Here is a 22,711-nt window from a genome sequence, read left to right as displayed (position 1 = left end):
ACAAGTAACAGAGAATTTCACTCTCTAAATATTATGACCACAAGATCACGATATTTGTCATATGAACATGAAAAAATGTGATAAATATCACATAAAACAGCTAATTAATCGCTATCAATGTCTGGAGTGAATAAAAAAAGGTCACCGGGTTGAATATCAAGGCAAAACCCAAGCGTGCCCATGAAGCTAAATGAGGAAGGGAACCAGCAAAAAAGCGGTTCCCTTATTCAACCATTAGCTTCCTATTAAGAAACGACTGGTACAATCAATCCTGCTCACCGATTTCACTGACGATGAATCGCAGCATGAGATGTATCACTCAGTGAGGAGCGACGAAAATTGAACCATACCAACACCGCTATTATCAGGAGAAGCAGGGACGCAGCGCCCATCACAGAAAAAACAGCATCGTCGAACGCTGACTTAGCAAGACTTACCAAAGCCTGCCCCGCATCCGGCGCCATTCCTTTAGCCGCAGTCAACGCGCCATCAATACCATCTTTAGCCGCATCGTAGATGGGAGAATTTACTGGAATTTCAATAAAATAGCTATAGATGACTGACATAATACTACCCATGATAGCAATGCCCAACCCACCGCCCAATTCATAGGAAACCTCTTCAACGGACGCCGCCATACCTGCCCGATTTGGCGGTACAGCCTGCATGATAGTACTGGACGCCGCAGTCATTGTTGCCCCGATACATGTCCCCAGCACAAAAAAGCAAACTACCTGCACAGGTAGAGACATTGAGAAACTCGCCATGAGAGCCAGTATGGCAAAGGCATACACCAGCAAAGAGGTAATGAGGAATCGTTCACTGCCTAAACGAGGAAGAATCCAACCACTCACAGGACTTGCGACAATCGCACCCAATGAAAAAGGCAGAAAATAGAGCCCGGCTTGCAAAGGTGTTAATGACAATACCAATTGCAAACGCTGGCTTAACACCAAATTAATACCCATCAAACAGGCGGAAGCCACTAGCCCAGAGATAACCGCAGATGAAAAGGCTGGGCTTTTAAAAAGGTTAAAGTCAATCAATGGATGCACACTACGTTTCTGCCGTCGAATAAACAGCGCCAGAAAACCTATCGTCAAGGTGAAAGTGACCAATATCCCGATATAGGAGGGATCTTGTTTGGCAAACTCCTTGATGGCATAGGCGAAACTTATCAAGACAACCATGATCTGCAATGAGCCAATAAGATCCCACGGATGAGACGAATCTGTTCTCGCCGTTGGGACAAACAACCACGACAGAATTAATGTCACAATCACCAGAGGAACGTTGATCAGAAACACTGATCCCCACCAAAAATATTCAAGCAATAAGCCGCCAATCAGGGGACCTATTGCCGCGCCGCCAGAGGCAACCGCTGTCCAAATCCCAATGGCAAATGATTTCTCATCTTCATCTTCAAATGTCAAAGCGATAATCGACAATGTGGCAGGCATCATTATTGCCGCGCCAACCCCTAATAATGCCCGAAAAACAACCAACATTTCTGGCGAATAAGAGTAGGCCGCTATCAAGGATGAGAAGCCAAAGATGATGAGACCATAAACAAACAACCGTTTATGCCCAATGCGATCTCCCAAGGTACCCGCGCCTAGCAACAGCCCAGAGACGACAAGAGGATAGATATTCACTATCCATAACTTTTCCGTTGTATTCGCCCCCAAACTGTGGGTCAGACTCGGTAACGCGGTATATAACACTGTCATATCGATAGCAACCAGCGATAACGCGACTGAAACAGCAGTGAGCACCCACCATTTCTTTATCATATTCATTTCATTCATCCATTTTTACTGCTATACCCGTTATCTTTCAAGTTGCCTCTTTGTTAGCTGCACTCACTCACCCCGGTCACATCGTTATCTATGCTCCCGGGGATTCACTCCCTTGCCGTCGCAATGCATCTTGAAATCCATAGGGTATATGTCATCTCCAGAAAATCTGGCGTCATTTAGACGCAATAACTATCATATTCTTGCAATAAATTGTTAACGTTAATACTAAGAGTGATATCTCGCTTTAACTTTTTATTTAATTCCGTTTCAGTTACCCCCTGAATAGTGCCTTGATTAACGAGCCTAGCCACTCGACTACGTGACAATGAAAGCTTTTTGGTCAAGATTGAGATCAATCTGATAGGAATGGGATATTCAAGCTGAATTGTGATCTCTGCCGCTGGAATTTGGGTGATATCCTGAAGCTCTTTACCTTCTATGATAAAGTCAGGAGCAGCGCCGAGTTCGGCTCTATTTTTTGCCAATACTCGATAATCAAAAGCATATCGCCGTATTTCATCTTGATCATTGTGCAAAAACCGTTCATACAAATTGCTTTCCAATTTGTTGACATGAATCCTGGAAAAAATATCAATATTCCAAGTGTAATCACATTTTTCACATTTATAGATGTTCCACACATCTAAAACTTTTTTTTGCGCATTAACCCTAAAAGTGCCGGCTGGATAAAACTCCTTTTTTACTTCACAGCTAGGGCAACGTTTCAAAATGGCCTGATAGCCTACAGGCCTTACTAACCAGATAACATTTCTATTTGTCATGATAGATCCACGTTTAAATTGGTTAAATAAGTTACGGCTAAATTGGTCAATTTCAGATCTGATTTTGATGATATTCTATAACATCAGATCTTGAAACCCTTTATCAATTCGTTGCTTAGTGACATTAATGTTTATGTTTTGCAGATCTTGGTACAGCACACAGCATTCAGATAACAGATGAGACGGAATGACCTTTTTTATATTCCCACCTGAAACTGTTGCATGTTAGGTAGAACACCTGCCTCATATCATTCTTTTACCAGGGCAACAGAACATTACCCTCCAACAGTAGCTAAGCTTGTTCCCCAATTATGATAAGCTCGATGTAAGCGATTTCAGGGAGTTCCGTATTAATTACTATATGCAATTTACGGATACAAAAGTTACCATGACCACTTCATGGTATCGAAAGTTACAATATTATTAGCACTATTTGCCCATATGCTAGTTAACAACAAATGAAAATTGCAATTTTACACCGTAATGGCCTTGGTGATTTAATTTGCACTCAACCATTAATCAAATATTTACAATATAAATTTCCCATAGCAGAGATCCATCTATTTATCGAATCTAACAATAAGGAATTAGCTGATTATCTTTGCCCTGAAGTTACAATATACCCAATGGATTTCAAGATGCATCGCGACGGCAAGGGAGTGAATCCCCGGGAGCATAGATAACGATGTGACCGGGGTGAGTGAGTGCAGCCAACAAAGAGGCAACTTGAAAGATAACGGGTATACATATTATTCCCAGAGGAAATAAATATATTACGACTCTGGGAACCGCATTGAAATGGCGTAAATTACATTTTGATATCGCCATTTCAGCAAAACCCACCCCCATGAAACTGAATAATCTATTTTTATGGCGTTTAGGGACCCAAAAATGTTTAGAAATTATTTTCCAAATGTGAGATTTATTATCTCCACTCTTCGACATGACAGATCAAATGCTGAGAAATTATCTGCAATGATAAGAGATCAAGCTCAAATAGTAGAATGCCAATCATTACACTCTTTTTTATCACTTCTCAACAGTACAGATCTGATCATTGTCAGTGATGGTGGAATATGCCATTTAGCCGCCGCGTTAAACAAAAAATTACAAGCTGTAGGTAAAGTTATTTACACTTACTCATGCGAATGCGCAGTAACTTGTTAACTGTTTCGATGTCACTCCACCAAACAGAAACGCTAAATGTATATGTATACACCACATAGATGACATCTGTTAACGCCGCAGTTCCAGCTCAATTAATTTCTTCCATGACTAAAACTGTGATTAATGATTTTGACGATGAAATATACAGCCACATCGATAGCAATAGAATATCCGAATTAATAATAAGACAAAAATGAATCAATTTGTCTAATTTATATCATGATGAAAAATAAGACATTAAATAAACATCATTATTATTTCTTGATTAAATTAACTCAATCAATCGATTAATTTAATTTTATAACACAATGAAATAGAAAGAAATTTTAATTAATTTCAAAAAAAATACTATTTTTTTGTTTAAATTGTTGAAAAAGATCATATTTTAGTTAATACTACTTTCCATCGAGTGAGAATAAAACTAAAGCAAAGACGAAATTCTGAATTGGAAATCAACTTAAGGTTCTAAGAAAAATAAGAAGAAATTTTCGTTATCTTAACTGTGGTTAAGATGGCAGTTTATCCGATCGTATTAATATCATTAATGCGATGGCATTACATATTACGGTTTGCCCAATCAGAATATTCACTTTCTTTGAGTAAGATACTAGTGCGTTGAGTAGCTATAGACTACTTTTATTAATATCGCTATTGAATCTCCATTTCAATAAAAATAGTGAAGATGAATCTATCCATATGATGTACTATGTACCTTGCCTATAAGAACTTTTCACTACGTTATTAGCAATACATTAAAAGAATTTTGTTATACCCTATGGATTTCAAGATGCATCGCGACGGCAAGGGAGCGAATCCTTGCGAGCATAGATAACTATGTGACCGGGGTGAGTGAGTACAGCCAACAAAGAGGCAACTTGAAAGATAACGGGTATATTAACACGGGGCTTATCGTGTCGTAGGGTTTTAAACATCTTAATAAAAATAAGAATTATTACTAACAACACGAATAAGCTTACAAGAATAGATGATATCTCAGAGAAAAAACCATTCTTTTCTATATCAAAAATCAATATCATAAATTTATTATCAACAATATAAATACACAGACTATAACATGGTGAGAAACAATGACTAATTTATGATAAACTAAAAATATATGTAAAAAATGGTTAAAAATGCGATTGCATTCTATACCATGATAAAAATGACTTCAATGATATTATCAACCATTAAACTATCCTAATGGTCAGATATATATTTTTATTGGATAGACAAGACTAAAAAACATATTTATTAAGGTAAGGCGTTTTTAAATGAAAAAGAATTTTATTTTGGCTTCTTTAGTGACGGTATCAGCAGTTTTCAGTAGTTTCAGTGCGTTATCTTATGATGGAACAATTAAATTCCGAGGTACTATTCTTGAGAACGGCTGTACTATTAATGGAGGAAAAGATCAAGAAGTTAACTTTGGTAAAGTATCTAAAGAAGGCCTTAAAAACATACCAAAAACCGGAGGTATCTCTAAACCATTTACAATTAATTTAACTAATTGCCCTAGCTCAACTACTGTAGATATCCAATTTTTTGGTAATCCTGACAGCAATGATTCTACCCTATACTCTTCAGGAGTTTCCGGCGTCGGTATTCAGCTCACTAAAGATGATAATACAACTAAAATAAATGCCAACGAAAAAGTATCTGGTTATAAAATCACAGGAGGAAATACCAGCATCCCTCTTATAGCAAAATTACAATCAACCCATGCTACAATAGGTCATGGTACTATTAATTCAGACGTAAACTTCACACTTATATACCCATAAAATAAGCTAAATACTTTATTAAAGCTAACTTAACAAAATATTATTTATAACTAAAGGAGTAAAAATGCTTCGCTTTATTACTCCCTTTTTGCTTGTCTTTTTTATGGGACAAGTACAAGCAGGGATTACTTTAGGTGGAACTCGCCTGATCTATAATGGCTCACAAAAAGAAGCCTCGATTTCTATCACCAACTCGGATACAGAAAGACCTTACCTTGTACAATCATGGGTAGATAATATCGATAATAGCCAAAATAAAGTACCGTTCGTTATTACCCCGCCATTGTTTAAAATGTCGAAAGAGAGCGAGCACCAAATCCGTGTTTCATATATCGGCAATCATCTGCCAGCGGATCGTGAATCGATATTTTTACTCAATGTCAATGCGATTCCGGCAGTTGAAAAAAATGACAATAGCAAGATGATCATCACGATAAAAAACATTATCAAACTGATTTATCGTCCATCAGGGCTATCTGATAACGATGCTAATGATGCCATTAATCGTTTGGCAGCATCACGTAATGCCAATGGTGTTCAATTAACTAACCCCACAGCTTATTACGTTAATCTTAATGAGATGAAAATTGACGGAACATTAATACCCAGACCCGGATTTATTCCTCCTTTTAGTCATAAAGTATTTGCAACCAAAAATGGCATAAAAAGCGTAATTCTGACTGCTATCAATGATTACGGTGGCACAACAGAAGAGCGCCAGTTTAATTTCTGATAATATTGTCTGATGAGTGTATTGTGAAAAGAATAATCAGTTTTGCTTTAATGATTTGTTGTTTATCGTTGCCAGCATATGCGGAGCTGTATTTCGATATCAATGCATTACAATTATCAGACGAAGACAGAGAAAATATTAATCTGGAGAGTCTGGCAAAAACTGACTCCTACATTCCTGGTGTCTATAAAGTTAACGTTATCGTCAATAAAAAGGATATTGGCATTAAAAGCCTATCCTTTATTGACTGTGGTGAGAAACTTTGTCCTGAATTATCTATCCGTTTACTGAAAGAAATCGGGGTAAAAATAACAAGCTTCCCTGAATTAGCATCACTTGCTGAACAAGAAATCATTTCTCAACCAGAAAAATATATCCAACATGCATCAGCAGAACTGGATTTAAGTCAGCTTACTTTGAACCTAAATTTTCCTCAGGCCGCCATGCAATCACAAATCAGGGGAGATATCTCTCCTGATCAATGGGATGATGGTCTGCCTATGTTTTTCACCAATTACCATCTGACAGGAATGCAATCCTGGAATAAAAATCAAAGTGAACAGAATCAATATCTGAATTTACGTAGTGGTTTTAATTTAGGTCCGTGGCGAATTCGTCATAATAGTTACTACAACCATACGGGTACAACATCTGAATGGCAATCGCTTAAAGCCTATGCTGAACGGGATATTCGCTCATTGAGATCTCGGCTGGTATTGGGTGAAACATCCACCGATAGCATGGTATTCGATAGTTTCACTTTTAATGGCATTAAATTGATGTCTGATAGCCAAATGTTGCCCGATAGCCAGCAAGGGTTTGCGCCTGTTGTCCGCGGTATTGCGATGACTCACGCAAGAGTAGAAGTGCACCAGAAAGATAATATTATTTATCAGACTTTTGTTCCACCAGGCGCTTTTGAAATTACCGATATTTACCCCAGTAACCTGAATGGTGATCTGGAAATATCCATTCATGAAGAAAATGGCAATGTCAGAAAATTTACTCAGCCCTTTGCTGCCTCACCATTGATGATCCGTACCGGTCAAATAAAATATTTTGCTAATATCGGTAAATTCAGTGGTGGCAAACAGGCCAGTAAAAAAAGATTTATTCAGACAGAAGCGATTTACGGGTTATGGGATAGCACCACCATTTATGGTGGAGTCATTGTTTCTTCTGACTATCAAAGTCATGCATTAGGTTTAGGGCATAATCTGGGAAAAATTGGGGCGGTGTCAATCGATGTCACCAATGCAGCAACTCATTTTCCAAATGGAGAAAAGAAAAGAGGACAATCTTATCAGATACGCTACAGTAAAGGTTTTACTGAAACCAATACAACAGTGACATTAGCAGGTTATCGCTACAATACCAATGGTTATTATAGCTTTAGCGATGCCAATAATAACCACCCATTTGCTGATAATAACAGAAATAGCTCGCCTAAAAACCGGATGCAAATAACGATGGGTCAAAGCTTAGGACAATATGGCAGTCTTTCATTATCGGCTTGGCAGCAAGATTACTGGCAAGATAAAACCCGTAAGAATCAGTCATATTCTATGTCCTATAATTCTAATATTCATGATATCTCTTTGTCATTGAGCTATAATTACCATCGTAATCGCTCAAGTATTAATAATGATCAAGTGTTTTCATTCAATATCAGTATTCCTCTGGATAAATGGCTGCCATCAGATAATCACAGCGCATCGGTAGATTATGATACCGCTTATAACACCAACGGTAGCAGCCAGCATTCAATGACATTATCCGGCTCTTTACTGGAACAACAAAATCTGAACTATATGATTTCTCAGGATTACAGCTACGAAAAATCAGAGAAAGAAAAACAATCAGGTAATGCCGCCAGTCTATATTACAGAGGTTCATATGGTTCAATTAATGTAGGCTATACCACTGATCATAGAAAAAATCAGCGGGTTAATTATGGATTAGAAGGCGCAATTATTGCCCATCCCTATGGCGTTACCCTGGCGCAAAATATTAGCGAAAGCGGCGCCAGTGCCTTAATTCGTGCCCCTGGCGCAACCAATGCCAAAGTACTGAATAATAGCTCTATAAGTACAGATTGGCGGGGATATACCATTGTGCCTTATATATCGCAGTATCGGGAAAATATGTTATCTCTTGATACCAATACACTCGGTGATGACGTAGATACTGATAATCCAACCACTAAGGTCATTCCAACCAAGGGGGCATTGGTATTGGCGGATTATTCTATTCGTGTCGGTCATCGAGTATTTTTAACTTTACAACATAACGGTAAGAAACTCCCATTCGGCACAGTAATTACTGGCCCAAATGGTGTCAATGGTATGGTGAATGAAAAGGGAGAAGTTTTCCTCAGTGGTGTAAGTGACACAACAAAATTAACAGCCGATTTAGGCGATAAACAAAGCTGTCATATTCAATTCGATAGTAAATTATATCAAAAAATTAATGGTATTATTTTGACTTCATTGCGTTGTCAGTAATTAAAATAGTATTTACCCAGGGAAAGCATGAAAAATAAATTAATTACATTAGCAACATTATTACTAATACTACTCAACGTTACAAAATCAATTGCCTCATGTAAATTACACAGAGATTTTAAAGCGATTGATTTAAATGTTGATATAAATGAAATTATCAATGCAGACTATAATATCCGAAGACCTATTACCATCGCTGAATACGGTCCTATGGAGCTGGCTAACAAAATAGGAATTAAAGCCGATTCCCCCATTGCTAGCTGTGATAATAATGAAAATATATCTTTCGAAACAACATCAGGGAGAATAGGATTCTCTAAAGAGAGTGGTAGGATAAAAACCAGTGTAGATAATTTATATTTTTCCGTATCTTATGATGGAGATGGGAAGGGTAGCTCTCATGATGGCATCCATAGAAAAATAACGTTAAGAGATATCGGTAAAATAACAATCTATCTTATTCAAACGAGTGATATCAAATCAGGCTCCATACTAAAAAGAGGGTTGATATCTTCTTTATCAACAAGTGATGGTAAAAAGTTAATAAATATCAAATATAACAAGGACAATATAATTGGCAGTCAAAGCTGTATGACATCCACACCCTATAAAGAAATAAAACTTGGAAGGATGAATACTTCTTCATTTAAAGGGAAAGGCTCTACTGCTGGCCGTAATAGCTTTTATATTCTCATTCAATGCAAAGATAAAAATATCCCCACTATTAAGTTCACAGGAGAAGTAGTGAGCCCAAGTCTAAATAGCATTGTTAAACTACATCAATACAGCGAGGGAAAAACCGCCAAAGGTATTGGTGTTCAATTGTTACATGAAAATAATCCTGTTTATATGGATACACCTCTTACTATAACTGAATGGAGAGGTCAAAAAGATCTTTATTATTTACCGCTTACTGCCCACTATTACCAAATAGATGATAAAGTAACCGGTGGAAAAGCTAATGCAACAATACACTTCACAATTGAATACAAATAGCTTTACAACTCCCTCTATTGATATTAGCATATTAACATTATGCTAACATATAAAAAGCGAAACTCTCCGCAGTCGTGTTAACAAATAATTAAAAGCAGATTTATACGAGAAATAAATCTGCTCTATTAATTTCACCAGTAAATTATATCAGAAAGATAATAGCATTATTCTGGCTTCATTGAATTATCGGCAATTAAGAATAAATCTCAACTGGAATATATATGAAACGCTACTTAATGATAATCACAATATTTACATTAATATTACTCAGTATTATAAACACATACGCACGCTGCTTATTAAATGCAAAACAGATTAGCTTAGATATTGAGCTTAATAGTATTAACATTAATCCCAATATAAATGAGAAAAAAAGCATTCTTGTTGGCGAGTTTAGACCATTGCAACTCGCCCAACTCATGAATATTAATGAAAATACGCCGCTTCTTAATCCCCATGATTGTGATCCAACAGGAGAACCGCTTATTTTTACGGGAGATGTATATCCATCTAAAGCTGGAAATACACCTCATGGCACAGGTATGATAACCACAGGAATAGATAATCTCTATTTCTATCTTATTGCCTCTGGAGAAGAGGAAAACATGAAATTACCCACAACAAACGGCAGTAATTACATTTATAAATATAAAGATGGAATGACATTAAAAGATATAGGGAAAATCAGTGTTTATCTTTACCAAGAAGGAATATTGCCATCCGGTAAAGTACTCAGGCCAAGAAAGATTGCTATGTTACAGACACTTGCAGGTACAGAATTAATAAGAATAAAAACTAAAAATAACTATACGATAAAAACTCAAACTTGCTCGACAACAACCCCAAGGCCAATGGTCGATTTTGGTCGTGTGAAGAGTTATTTATTTAAAGGTATCGGCTCTACTGCGGGTAATGCGGGTTTTAATATCGAAATTAAATGTACAGAAAGTGTTAAACCCAAAATTACTTTTTCAGGAGAAAAAATAAATTATGCCCCAGATAGTATAATTCAATTAAATAACCCTAATAGTAAAAATACAGCTAAAGGAGTTGGTATACAAATCTTATATATGGGAACAACACCTGTTTCTCTGGAAAATCCGCTAGTTTTCGGCTATGCAGCAACAAACGTCACCTATAAATTACCTTTCACTGCCCGCTATTACCAAACCGATGAGAAAATAACAGGTGGAAAAGCTAATGCCACAGCATATTTTACCATTCAATATGAATGATATTAAGTATAAACTGTAAGATATCTCATTATCTGGATAATAAACATGGAACAAACAGTTATACACACCAATCAAGCACCGCTGCCAAAAGATGGCCGTGGATTTATCACTCAAATCGAGTATGGAACGGTTGTTAAACACCCCCAAGTACATTTCTGGCAAGCTCGCTTTGAACTTTCACATTATCACGATGAATTGTTCAATCAATTAAATCTCCCCTTCCCTGACACATTAGCTAAAGCCGTCAAGAAACGACGAGCTGAATATCTGGCAGCACGTTATTGCGCCAGACAACTTTTAGCACAATTAGGGCAACCTGAATTTAATTTGATCTCTGGTAATGATCGCGCTCCAATCTGGCCGGAAGGTATTTGCGGTTCTGTTTCTCATTCATCTCATTGTGCAATTGTGCTGGCTGCACCGCAAATTCATAACCGATTAATTGGTGTCGATGTAGAAGCTATCGTCGATCGTCAAAATATAGATGAAATCACAAAAATGATTGTGAATGACAAGGAAATTCAACTTCTGAAACATTGTCATTTACCACTTGAACAAGCATTTACCCTTGCCTTTTCGGTAAAAGAGAGTTTGTATAAAGCACTCTATCCACAAGTAAAACGGTTCTTTGGCTTTGAAGCGGCTGAAATTACTGCCCTATCCCTAGAAAATAATGAAATAACATTAGTGTTGCGGGAAACGCTCACCCATCATTACCCAACAGGTACACTATTTCGCGGGCAATTTATTATCTACCCACAGGAAATATTAACGCTAATTATTCAATAGCTAAAACTAATAATTGCTGATTCTGCTCAGCAATTTCACTATTATTTATTACCATCATTTTCAATAAAGATTCTATTTACTTGATATCCTTTTCCGTATTTATCAGTGAGTTATTGCCCACAGCAATTAATTCTTCCAACAAAGCTGAAAGCTGAACCAATTTTTCCGGCGAAAAGGCTTTTTCAATCGCCTGATATCCTTGTTCTACCTGCTCTTTCGCCTTTTCATAAAGTTTCTGGCCATCCGGCGTTAAAGAAACATAAAGTTTGCGTTGGTCATTCATCGGTTTAAGACGAAAGATCAATCCGTCACGCTCCATGCGAGTCAATATCCCAGTCAGACTTGGACGAAGAATACAGGTCTGGCAAGACAAATCATAAAAATCAATTGACCGATTACCAGACAGTACACGAATAATACGCCACTGCTGTTCAGTCAGATTATGACTCTTAAGGATTGGACGAAAAAAACCCATTGCGGTTTCTCGCGCCTGAAGTAATGCAATTGTCAGAGATTCATGCATGGGTAATGAAGGCTCTTATCTTAGTTAATCACTGATTTACTCTCTGTTGAAAGTACTATCTCATTCTATAACCACAATAAAAAAGACTAGCACGTCCCTCAGTCAACCACAAAGAAAAAATCATAAAAATATTAATAAGTAAATAAAAATAAACTCTTAAAATTAGGTTAATAAAAGGTTAATACAGAAGTAAGTACTTTATCCATAAAAAGATTAATATATTGATTAATAATGATAAAAAACAAATTTAGTGGAGATATTGTTACTGAGATCACAATTAAAATTAACAAACACATTAACATGTTGCAACAACGCGATCCTTGGTTTATTAATATATTAATAAACGCATCTTAAAACCGCCTGTTTAAGTTCATGAGGAATCGTTAATGAAAGGCACTGTCTTCGCCGTCGCCCTCAACCATCAGAGCCAAGTAGATTTCTGGCATGATTCATTTCAGCAAGCACCTTATAACACCTTACCTAAAACACCGGTGTGGTTCATTAAACCACGCAATACCGTTATCACTTGCGGTGAGACAATTCCCCATCCTGCGAATGAAGAGGTCCAAAGCGGAGCGACATTGGCATTAGTGATAGGTAAAACTGCTCGCAAAGTTGCCGTTGAAAATGCAGCCGAATATATCGCGGGTTATGCATTAGCTAATGAAGTCAGCCTGCCTGAAACCGCTTTTTATCGTCCGGCAATTAAAGCTAAGTGTCGTGATGGTTTTTGCCCCATAGGCCAAATGATCCATCCTAAATTCATTGATGCGTTAGATATCGTTACCGAAATCAATGGTCAGGAAGTTGATCGCTGGTCAACAGCCGATCTGGTGCGTCCAGCCACGGAATTAGTTGCAGCATTGAGTGATTTCGCAACCCTTAAAGAGGGGGATGTGATCCTGCTTGGAACGCCACACCAACGCGTGGCTATCAAACCGGGCGACAAAGTTGTTATTCGGGCAGCGGGTTTCCCATCACTGGAAAATCAGGTTGTGCAAGTGGGAGAAAAAGCATGAAACACGCAAGAGTTCACTATCAAGGCCGCGATTTGCTTGTTACCGTCGATGAACAGGAAAATGTCTGTCTGCCTGATGGCAGTAAAATCACCGGCGAATCTGTTCAATGGCTGCCACCCGCAAACGGTACCCTGTTTGCCCTCGGTTTGAATTATGCAGATCACGCCACTGAGCTGGAATTTAAGCCCCCCAAAGAACCGCTGGTTTTTATCAAGGCCGCCAATACGCTAACCGGTCATCGTCAGGTTTCCGTTCGCCCTGATAATGTGGAATATATGCATTATGAAGCCGAGCTGGTTGTTGTCATCGGCAAAACCGCCTACAAAGTCGCTAAAGAACAAGCGATGGATTACGTTGCCGGGTACACCGTCTGTAACGATTACGCAATCCGTGACTATCTGGAAAACTACTATCGCCCTAATCTCCGGGTAAAAAGCCGCGATACATTGACTCCCATCGGTCCGTGGTTCGTTGATAAAGAAGATGTACCCGATCCGCATAATCTGACATTAAGCACCTGGGTTAATGGTGAATTGCGTCAACGCGGCACAACGGCTGATCTGATTTTCAATATCCCATTCTTGATCGCTTATCTAAGCGACTTCATGACGCTGCAACCGGGAGACATGATCGCTACCGGCACGCCAAAAGGATTATCCGATGTGGTTCCGGGAGATGAAGTTATTGTTGAAGTTGAAGGTGTAGGGCGTCTGGTCAACCGTATTGTCAGCCAGCAAGAGTATGAGGAGAGTCTGTAATGACCGTAATTAACCATTGGATCAACGGCAAAAACGTCAGCAGTAAAACCTATTTTGAAACCACAAACCCGGCTACCGGCGAAGTGCTGGCTGAAGTCGCTGCCGGTGGTCAGGAAGAGATTGATCAAGCCGTCGCCGCCGCAAAGGCAGCATTCCCCAAATGGGCCGATCTGCCGATGAAAGAACGTGCTCGCCTGATGCGTCGTTTGGGTGAGCTGATCGATGAGAATGTGCCTGAAATCGCCGCAATGGAAACCAAAGATACCGGTCTGCCCATTCATCAAACACAAAATGTCCTGATCCCTCGCGCTTCTCACAACTTCAACTTCTTTGCTGAAATTTGTCAGCAAATGAACGGCCATACCTATCCCGTTGATGACAAGATGCTCAATTATACGCTGGTGCAACCCGTTGGCGTTTGTGCGCTGATTTCTCCGTGGAACGTGCCATTTATGACTGCAACCTGGAAAGTTGCACCCTGTCTGGCGCTAGGTAACACCGCAGTGCTGAAAATGTCAGAACTTTCCCCATTAACCGCAAACCGTTTAGGGGAATTGGCACTAGAAGCCGGTATCCCTGCCGGTGTGCTAAATGTGGTTCAGGGATATGGCGCTACCGCTGGTGACGCGCTGGTGAAACATCACGATGTACGGGCAGTTTCGTTTACCGGCGGCACAGCAACCGGCCGTCAGATTATGAAAAATGCCGGCCTGAAAAAATATTCAATGGAGCTAGGGGGTAAATCTCCGGTTCTGATCTTCGAAGATGCGGATATTGAGCGGGCACTGGATGCCGCGCTGTTCACCATTTTCTCTATCAATGGTGAACGTTGTACCGCCGGTTCACGCATTTTCATTCAGGAAAGTATCTACCCTGAGTTTATTAAGCGTTTTGCGGAACGCGCTAATCGTTTGCGGGTGGGTGATCCACAAGATCCAACCACCCAGATCGGTGCACTTATCAGCAAGCCGCATTGGGAGAAAGTCTCCGGTTACATCCGTCTGGGAATAGAGGAAGGTGCAACGTTGCTGGCTGGTGGACCAGACAAGCCCATCGATTTGCCGACACACCTGAAAGAGGGCCATTTCCTGCGCCCAACGGTGCTGGCGGATGTTGATAATCGTATGCGGGTTGCTCAGGAGGAGATCTTCGGCCCTGTCGCCTGCCTGTTGCCATTCAAGGATGAAGCAGAAGGTCTGCGCCTGGCAAATGATGTGGAGTACGGTCTGGCTTCTTATATCTGGACGCAGGATGTCAGCAAGGTATTGCGTCTGGCCCGTAATATTGAAGCCGGCATGGTATTCGTCAATACCCAGAACGTCCGTGACCTGCGTCAACCATTCGGCGGCGTGAAAGCCTCCGGCACCGGCCGTGAAGGCGGTGAATACAGTTTTGAAGTGTTTGCTGAGATGAAAAACGTCTGTATCTCTATGGGGGATCATCCAATCCCACGTTGGGGGGTATAACCGTTCCGTCAGCGTTAACCACGGCGAATTCCGGTTCGCCGTCCTGATATCAAATGAGGATTTTATGGGTAAGTTAGCGTTAGCAGCCAAAATTACACATGTGCCATCCATGTATCTGTCTGAACTACCGGGGAAGCATCATGGTTGCCGTCAGGGAGCGATTGATGGTCACAAAGAGATCAGTCGCCGTTGTCGCGAAATGGGTGTCGATACCATTATTGTGTTTGATACGCACTGGTTGGTGAATAGTGCCTATCACATCAATTGCGCCGACCATTTCTCCGGCATTTACACCAGTAATGAATTACCCCACTTCATCCGGGATATGAGTTATGAATATGACGGCAATCCTGAACTGGGACAAATGATCGCAGAAGAGGCGCGCAATGTCGGCGTACGCGCTCAGGCGCATGAAATCCCAAGCCTGAAACTGGAGTACGGCACGCTGGTACCAATGCGTTACATGAACAGTGACCGACATTTTAAAGTCGTCTCTGTCTCCGCATTCTGCACGGTCCACGCTTTTGAAGACAGTCGTCGTCTTGGAGAGGCAATTCTGACAGCGATTGAGAAATATGACGGCACCGTGGCGGTACTCGCCAGTGGTTCCCTTTCTCACCGCTTTATTGATGATCAACGCGCTGAAGAGGGCATGAATAGCTATACCCGAGAATTTGATGAACAGATGGATCATCGGGTAGTTCAGCTCTGGAAAGAGGGCAAATTCAAAGAGTTCTGCAAGATGCTGCCGGAATATGCAGATTATTGTTATGGCGAAGGCAATATGCACGACACGGTGATGTTATTAGGTCTACTCGGTTGGGATAAATATGACGGTAAAGTGGAATTTCTGACTGAACTGTTTGCTAGTTCCGGCACCGGGCAAGTCAACGCCGTATTTCCACTACCTGATTACATCACCGATAAACCCGCGATCCCCTGATTAGGAGCAACCTATATGCCACATTTTTATGCTGAATGTACGGAAAACATCCGCGAACAAGCCAATTTGCCTGAGTTGTTTGCCAAAGTGAATCAGGCGCTGGCCGAGACCAGTATTTTCCCATTAGGCGGCATACGCAGCCGCGCCATCTGGCTGGATACCTGGCAAATGGCCGATGGTCAACATGATTACGCCTTCGTCCATATGACACTGAAAATCGGCGCAGGACGCAGCCTTGAAAGCCGTCAACAGGTTGGTGAAATACTATTCACTCTGATCAAACAACATTTTGCCTCGCTGATGGCACAACGTTACCTTGCCCTCTCTTTTACAATGGAAGAATTAGACCCGGTATTGAACTACAAACAAAACAACGTCCACGCCTTGTTTCGTAAGGAGTAGTGATGCCTAAGCCCTTTCATCCGCATCCTCCTCGCTGGTTAATCCCTTTATTAGGCGCGCTGGTGGCCTTCGGGCCTCTGTCGATTGATATGTACCTGCCCGCCTTGCCGGAAATGGCAAGGCAATTACAGGCAACACAAGGGCAGATGCAACATACCTTGGGCTCATTTTTCGCCGGTTTCTGTATCGGTATGCTGTTATACGGCCCACTGAGCGACCATTTAGGGCGCAGAAAACTGCTGCTCAGCGGTATAACATTATTTGTCGTTGCCAGTGCGTTGTGTACCTTGGTGACACAAGTTGAACACTTGATTTTACTGCGCTCATTACAGGCATTTGGCAGTGGCGCCGCAGTGGTCATGGGCCGAGCTATCGCCCGTGATATCTATGGCCCGCAGGAATTACCACGCGTGCTATCACTCATGACCTTAGTGACCATGATAGCGCCGCTTATCGCCCCATTACTTGGTGGTTTATTGTTAACCTATTTCAATTGGCAAGCCATATTTACGCTATTGAGCCTATTTGGTTGTATCAGTGGGATATTATTACTATTTTTCTTGCCAGAAACGCTACCCGCTCAGAGTAACAATGGAAAACTTATCACCGCTTTTAAAAATTACGGCAAGTTACTGACTGACGGTGAAGCGATGGCAACTATCGGCACATTAGCCTTTACTTGTGCCGCTATGTTCGCATTTATCAGTGGTTCCCCTTTCGTTTATATCAATTATTTTCAGGTTCCGGCAAATTACTACGGCTTACTGTTCGCCTGTAATGCGCTAGGCATGATGGCAATGGTGCTGCTCAATGTTCGTTTACTAAAAGTCTACGATCTTTCTCGTCTGTTATTCATTCAAACCAGTGCTCAACTGCTGTTTGGCATCTTACTGGTTATCTTTTATCAACAAAGTCTGACTGTAATCGTCATTTTGGTCGTACTGTTTATCTCGCTGGTTAATGCCATTGGTACTAACAGCCTCTCTTTATTACTTCAACATCGCGGTCAACTTGCCGGCAGCGCCAGCGCACTCGCTATTTCCGCGCAATTCGCTATGGCAGCACTCGCCAGTGTTGCCGTCTCTTTACTCCAAGATGAAACCCCTTTTGCGATGGCCCTTGTAATGACAGTTTGTGCTGGATTGTGTTGGTTATGCCAACAGCTAGCCACTTTCTACCAGCGAAAACCTCTCACACAAGTGTCTTCAGGAGAAAAAAATCATGACAAATAATGTAAATACAGAATTACTGCGTCAACAAGCTTATATCAACGGACAGTGGACTGATGCCGACAACCAAGCAACTTTTAAGGTGACTAACCCGGCAAACGGTGAAGTTATTGCCCACGTCAGTAATATGGGCGCCGCTGAAACAGAACGCGCAATTGCAGCCGCTCAGCAAGCCCTGCCTGCCTGGAGAGCCATGACAGCCAAACAACGCAGCCAGATCCTGCAACATTGGTTTCAGTTAATGCTGGCAAATCAACAGACACTGGCTGAATTGTTGAGCCGGGAGCAAGGGAAGCCACAGACAGAAGCTATGGGCGAGATCGCTTATGGCGCCAGTTTCATCGAATGGTTCGCGGAAGAAGGTAAACGTACCTACGGTGAAACCATTCCAAGCCCATTGCCCGGTCGCCGGATTGCCACGATCAAACAACCTATTGGCGTTGTGGCAGCCATTACACCGTGGAACTTCCCCAACGCCATGATCACCCGCAAGGTTGGCCCTGCTCTGGCAGCGGGCTGCACGGTGATCCTAAAACCCGCCTCGGAAACCCCACTTTCCGCTCTGGCTCTGGCCGCGCTAGCGGAACAAGCCGGCATTCCCGCAGGGGTATTCAATGTGGTGACTGGCATCGATGCGAAAACCATCGGCGGGGTTATGACCCAAAGCCCGATTGTTCGCAAACTCTCTTTTACTGGTTCAACCCGTGTCGGTAAGCTCTTGATGGCACAAAGTGCCGACACCGTGAAAAAGCTATCACTGGAATTGGGCGGCAATGCACCATTTATCGTTTTTGATGATGCTGATATTGATGCCGCGGTACAAGGAGCGTTGATAGCTAAATTCCGCAACAGCGGTCAAACCTGTGTTTGCGCTAATCGAATTTTGGTGCAGGAAACCATTTATGACACCTTCGCCGAACGTCTGGCACAAGCCGTTAATCGGTTGCAGGTTGGCCCGGCCAACGATGCCAAATCACAACAAGGCCCACTGATCAATCAAGCCGCCGTCGATAAAGTCGAGGAACATATCAACGATGCCGTTTCTCGTGGCGCACGCATATTAGCCGGAGGTAAACCACACGCTCTTGGCGGTCTGTTCTTCGAACCTACCGTATTAGCTGATGTCAATAAATCCATGCTTATCTCCCAAGAAGAAACGTTCGGCCCTATTGCTCCCCTGTTCAAATTCCGTGATGAAGCAGAAGCCATCCATCTGGCAAATGAGACTGAATTTGGGCTGGCGGCTTATTTTTATTCCCGCGATATCGGCCGGATCTACCGTGTGGCAGAAGCACTGGAGAGCGGCATGGTCGGGATCAATGAAGGTTTGATCTCTAATGAAGCCGCCCCATTTGGCGGCATTAAACAATCGGGCCTGGGACGTGAAGGTTCTCGTTACGGTATCGAAGATTATCTGGAAGTGAAATACCTCTGCTTTGGTGGCATAGAGGACACAGGAGTTTAACCGCATGTTACAGAAAGAAGTCGTATCACAGGTTGCACATCGTCTGCATCAGGCAGAAAAAAGCCGTGAACAAATACGCCAGATCTCATTGGATTACCCTGAAATCACCATCGACGATGCTTATGCTATTCAGCGTCACTGGGTGGAGTTGAAAATTGCCGAAGGTCGCGTACTCAAAGGCCATAAAATTGGCCTGACCTCAAAGGCCATGCAAGCCAGTTCACAAATCAGTGAGCCAGATTATGGCGCTCTGCTGGACGATATGTTTTTCCCTGATGGCAGTGATATTCCATGTGATCGCTTTATTGTGCCCCGTATTGAGGTCGAACTGGCATTTATCCTGGCAAAACCTTTGCGTGGCCCAAACTGCACCCTGTTTGATGTTTACAATGCGACCGATTACATCATTCCAGCGTTGGAATTGATCGACGCCCGTTGCCATAACATCGATCCGGAAACCAAGCGTCCACGTAAAGTGTTCGATACGATTTCTGACAATGCCGCCAACGGCGGCGTCATTATGGGCGGCCGCCCAATTAAACCCGATCAGTTTGATCTGCGCTGGATCAGCGCCCTGCTCTATCGCAATGGTGTGATTGAAGAATCCGGTGTCGCGGCTGCGGTACTTAATCATCCGGCTAATGGTGTCGCATGGTTAGCAAACAAACTGGCCCCACATGGTGTTCAGCTTGAAGCGGGGCAAATCATTCTCAGTGGATCTTTTACCCGCCCGGTTCCAGCTAATAAAGGAGATACCTTCCATGTGGATTACGGCCCCATCGGCGCGATCAGTTGCCGTTTTGTTTAAGGAGAAAAAATATGGATCGGTTAACCAATAAATTTAAACAGGCATTAAAAGCAGGCCAGCCACAAATCGGTCTATGGTTGGGGCTTTGTAACCCCTATAGTGCTGAATTAGTGGCCGGAGCCGGTTTCGACTGGCTACTTATTGATGGCGAACATGCACCGAACGATGTTCAGACGATTTTAAGCCAATTGCAAGCCATCGCCCCTTATCCAAGTCATCCCATTGTGCGCCCGCCCTGGAATGATCTGGTCATCATAAAACAACTACTGGATATCGGCGCCCAAACGTTATTAATCCCCATGATACAAAACGCCGAGCAGGCTTACGAAGCGGTTCGCGCAACCCGTTATCCACCGGCGGGTATCCGTGGTGTGGGTAGCGCTCTGGCAAGAGCTTCCCACTGGAACAGAATTCCTGATTATCTGCATCGTGCCAACGATGAAATCTGCGTTCTGGTTCAGGTAGAAACCCGTGAAGCACTCCGTAACCTGCCGGAAATCCTCAAAGTAGACGGTGTGGATGGTGTTTTTATCGGTCCGGCGGATCTAAGTTCCGACATGGGCTTTACCAATAATCCGCAACATCCTGAAGTGAAAGCCGCAATTGAGCAGGCAATCACCCAAATCAAAGCAGCGGGTAAAGCGCCGGGCATTCTGATGTCAGCACCCAATGTTGCCGAGCATTACCTGAAACTCGGCGCTCTATTCGTTGCTGTTGGTATTGATACAACTTTACTGGCTCGGACAGCGGAAGCACTGGCAGCACGATTTATCGCGAATAAAGATCTGCCGGCAACACCTTCACCCGGTGTTTATTAATCTCAGCAATCACAATTTAACAACCGATTTACTCAATAAGCTTTTAATTTCCTAAACAACGTAATACACATAAAACAGTAATTAAGGAAAATGATAATGAGCGATTCATCAACTGCCGTGCAACAGCCGGAGCTTCCGGTTGGTCAACATAAACCGCTAACGGCACAACAGCAATCCGTCATTAATAAGCTATTCCGTCGTCTGATTATTTTCCTGTTCGTCTTATTTGTATTCTCGTTTCTGGATCGAATTAATATTGGGTTTGCCGGCCTGACAATGGGTAAAGATCTTGGACTGAGCGCAACGATGTTTGGTCTGGCAGCAACACTATTCTATGTCACTTATGTCATCTTCGGTATTCCTAGCAATATCATGCTCAGCATTGTCGGGGCGCGACGCTGGATAGCCGCGATCATGGTGCTCTGGGGGATCGCCTCCACTGCCACCATGTTTGCCACCGGACCAACCAGTCTGTATATCTTGCGTATGCTGGTTGGTATCGCCGAAGCAGGTTTCGTGCCGGGTATCCTGTTGTATCTGACTTACTGGTTCCCGGCTTACTATCGCGCCCGTGCCAATGCGCTGTTTATGGTGGCCATGCCGGTGACGATGGCGTTTGGTTCTCTGGCTTCCGGTTATATTCTGGAAATGGATGGCCTTCTGAACCTTCACGGCTGGCAATGGTTATTCTTGCTGGAAGGTTTTCCTTCGGTACTACTGGGAATTGTCGTTTGGTTCTATCTTGATGATTCGCCAAAACGCGCTAAATGGCTGACAGATGAAGACAAAAAATGCTTACAAGAGATGATGGATAACGACCAGCCCACTCAGGTTCAACCGGTAAGCTCATCAACGCATCAGGCAATGCAAAAACCCAGTATATGGCGTGAAATTTTCGCGCCAATCATGCTGATGTATACCCTGGCCTACTTCTGTCTAACCAATACCCTGAGCGCGATTAATATCTGGACGCCACAGATTGTACAAAGCTTCAATCAGGGCAGCAGTAACATCATGATCGGCATTCTGACCGCTATTCCTCAGTTTTGTACCATCATCGGGATGGTTTACTGGAGTCGCCGTTCAGACCGGTTACAAGAACGTAAAATGCATACGGCGCTACCCTATCTATTCGCCGCTGCGGGCTGGATATTGACCTCATTGACTCACCACAGTGTCATTCAGCTCACTGGGATTATTATGGCTTCAGCCGGTTCATTTACCGCAATGGCGGTCTTCTGGACAACGCCGGATCAAGCTATCAGTTTACGCGCAAGAGCGATCGGCATTGCAGTTATTAGCGCTACAGGTAATATAGGTTCAGCACTCAGCCCGTTATTAATCGGCTGGCTGAAAGATCAGACAGGGAGCTTTAATACCGGTCTCTATTTCGTTGCTGGGTTACTGGTCATTGGCGCAGCCATTATCTGGCTGATCCCAATGAAACACGCGAGACAGAGAGCAGCACCGTAATTTTCAATAAAAAGGAAA

20 protein-coding genes are annotated in these 22,711 nt (G+C 42.3%); 17 read left to right on the top strand and 3 right to left on the bottom strand.

All coding sequences use genetic code 11. The features are described from left to right. Window positions 1-284: 284 nt before the first annotated feature. Together ACGF5R_RS16190 and ACGF5R_RS16185 are read right to left on the bottom strand one after the other, a co-directional pair. Window positions 285-1,799, bottom strand: a complete 1,515-nt coding sequence (locus tag ACGF5R_RS16190; RefSeq protein WP_112879409.1) for an MFS transporter — start codon at window positions 1,797-1,799, stop codon at window positions 285-287. 176 nt (window positions 1,800-1,975) lie between these two features. Further along, the gene (locus ACGF5R_RS16185) at window positions 1,976-2,581 is read right to left on the bottom strand and encodes a DUF1062 domain-containing protein (protein ID WP_112879410.1); all 606 of its coding nucleotides are present in this window, start codon (window positions 2,579-2,581) and stop codon (window positions 1,976-1,978) included. A gap of 870 nt (window positions 2,582-3,451) precedes the next feature. Between ACGF5R_RS16185 and ACGF5R_RS16180 the strand changes: the two genes are divergently transcribed. The 7 genes from ACGF5R_RS16180 to ACGF5R_RS16150 all read left to right on the top strand — a co-directional run bounded on the left by ACGF5R_RS16180 (window position 3,452) and on the right by ACGF5R_RS16150 (window position 11,789). Further along, a complete protein-coding gene (locus ACGF5R_RS16180) occupies window positions 3,452-3,748 on the top strand; it encodes a glycosyltransferase family 9 protein (protein ID WP_387691738.1) in 297 nt (98 codons plus the stop codon). A gap of 1,274 nt (window positions 3,749-5,022) precedes the next feature. After that, on the top strand, window positions 5,023-5,532 hold the full coding sequence (locus ACGF5R_RS16175) for a fimbrial protein (RefSeq protein WP_387691736.1): 510 nt from the start codon (window positions 5,023-5,025) through the stop codon (window positions 5,530-5,532). Between the two features lie 64 nt (window positions 5,533-5,596). After that, window positions 5,597-6,265, top strand: coding sequence for a molecular chaperone (locus ACGF5R_RS16170; RefSeq protein ID WP_112879415.1), 669 nt, complete (start codon window positions 5,597-5,599; stop codon window positions 6,263-6,265). Window positions 6,266-6,288: 23 nt separating this feature from the next. After that, window positions 6,289-8,769 (top strand): fimbria/pilus outer membrane usher protein, encoded by a 2,481-nt coding sequence (locus ACGF5R_RS16165; protein ID WP_387691734.1) that lies wholly within the window; start codon window positions 6,289-6,291, stop codon window positions 8,767-8,769. A gap of 27 nt (window positions 8,770-8,796) precedes the next feature. Further along, window positions 8,797-9,765, top strand: a complete 969-nt coding sequence (locus ACGF5R_RS16160) for a fimbrial protein (RefSeq protein WP_262980204.1) — start codon at window positions 8,797-8,799, stop codon at window positions 9,763-9,765. Between the two features lie 221 nt (window positions 9,766-9,986). Continuing rightward, window positions 9,987-11,000 (top strand): fimbrial protein, encoded by a 1,014-nt coding sequence (locus tag ACGF5R_RS16155; RefSeq protein WP_387691732.1) that lies wholly within the window; start codon window positions 9,987-9,989, stop codon window positions 10,998-11,000. Between the two features lie 45 nt (window positions 11,001-11,045). Then, entirely contained in the window at window positions 11,046-11,789 is a 744-nt protein-coding gene (locus ACGF5R_RS16150; RefSeq protein ID WP_262980206.1) for a 4'-phosphopantetheinyl transferase, read from the top strand. A 76-nt stretch (window positions 11,790-11,865) separates the two neighbouring features. Here the strand turns inward: ACGF5R_RS16150 and hpaR are convergent, their stop codons facing one another. After that, window positions 11,866-12,312 (bottom strand): homoprotocatechuate degradation operon regulator HpaR, encoded by a 447-nt coding sequence (gene hpaR / locus ACGF5R_RS16145; protein ID WP_262980207.1) that lies wholly within the window; start codon window positions 12,310-12,312, stop codon window positions 11,866-11,868. 386 nt (window positions 12,313-12,698) lie between these two features. On the opposite strand from hpaR, the gene ACGF5R_RS16140 reads away from it, so the two are divergent. The 10 genes from ACGF5R_RS16140 to hpaX all read left to right on the top strand — a co-directional run bounded on the left by ACGF5R_RS16140 (window position 12,699) and on the right by hpaX (window position 22,693). Next, window positions 12,699-13,331 (top strand): fumarylacetoacetate hydrolase family protein, encoded by a 633-nt coding sequence (locus tag ACGF5R_RS16140; protein WP_387691729.1) that lies wholly within the window; start codon window positions 12,699-12,701, stop codon window positions 13,329-13,331. Beyond that, window positions 13,328-14,089, top strand: coding sequence for a fumarylacetoacetate hydrolase family protein (locus ACGF5R_RS16135; RefSeq protein ID WP_112879422.1), 762 nt, complete (start codon window positions 13,328-13,330; stop codon window positions 14,087-14,089). Before ACGF5R_RS16140 ends, ACGF5R_RS16135 begins: the two co-directional genes overlap by 4 nt. After that, complete coding sequence (hpaE, locus tag ACGF5R_RS16130; RefSeq protein WP_112879423.1) at window positions 14,089-15,555, top strand: 5-carboxymethyl-2-hydroxymuconate semialdehyde dehydrogenase; 1,467 nt, start codon at window positions 14,089-14,091, stop codon at window positions 15,553-15,555. The genes ACGF5R_RS16135 and hpaE overlap by 1 nt, the downstream gene beginning before the upstream one ends. Window positions 15,556-15,619: 64 nt before the next feature. After that, entirely contained in the window at window positions 15,620-16,498 is an 879-nt protein-coding gene (gene hpaD / locus ACGF5R_RS16125; RefSeq protein ID WP_387691727.1) for a 3,4-dihydroxyphenylacetate 2,3-dioxygenase, read from the top strand. A 15-nt stretch (window positions 16,499-16,513) separates the two neighbouring features. Further along, a complete protein-coding gene (locus tag ACGF5R_RS16120) occupies window positions 16,514-16,900 on the top strand; it encodes a 5-carboxymethyl-2-hydroxymuconate Delta-isomerase (RefSeq protein ID WP_112879425.1) in 387 nt (128 codons plus the stop codon). 2 nt (window positions 16,901-16,902) lie between these two features. Beyond that, entirely contained in the window at window positions 16,903-18,132 is a 1,230-nt protein-coding gene (locus tag ACGF5R_RS16115) for a Bcr/CflA family multidrug efflux MFS transporter (RefSeq protein WP_192881055.1), read from the top strand. Continuing rightward, window positions 18,122-19,594, top strand: a complete 1,473-nt coding sequence (locus ACGF5R_RS16110; protein WP_262980211.1) for an NAD-dependent succinate-semialdehyde dehydrogenase — start codon at window positions 18,122-18,124, stop codon at window positions 19,592-19,594. The genes ACGF5R_RS16115 and ACGF5R_RS16110 overlap by 11 nt, the downstream gene beginning before the upstream one ends. A 4-nt stretch (window positions 19,595-19,598) precedes the next feature. Next, a complete protein-coding gene (gene hpaH / locus ACGF5R_RS16105) occupies window positions 19,599-20,402 on the top strand; it encodes a 2-oxo-hept-4-ene-1,7-dioate hydratase (protein ID WP_214054350.1) in 804 nt (267 codons plus the stop codon). 11 nt (window positions 20,403-20,413) lie between these two features. Beyond that, window positions 20,414-21,220, top strand: coding sequence for a 4-hydroxy-2-oxoheptanedioate aldolase (gene hpaI / locus ACGF5R_RS16100; protein ID WP_387691724.1), 807 nt, complete (start codon window positions 20,414-20,416; stop codon window positions 21,218-21,220). A gap of 96 nt (window positions 21,221-21,316) precedes the next feature. Continuing rightward, a complete protein-coding gene (gene hpaX, locus ACGF5R_RS16095) occupies window positions 21,317-22,693 on the top strand; it encodes a 4-hydroxyphenylacetate permease (RefSeq protein ID WP_387691722.1) in 1,377 nt (458 codons plus the stop codon). The last annotated feature ends 18 nt before the right edge of the window (window positions 22,694-22,711 follow it).

The sequence above is a fragment of the Photorhabdus sp. RM71S genome, assembly GCF_042879355.1.
In the GTDB taxonomy this organism is placed as follows: Bacteria; Pseudomonadota; Gammaproteobacteria; order Enterobacterales; family Enterobacteriaceae; genus Photorhabdus; species Photorhabdus kayaii.
This window is presented reverse-complemented; position numbering and strand designations above follow the sequence as displayed.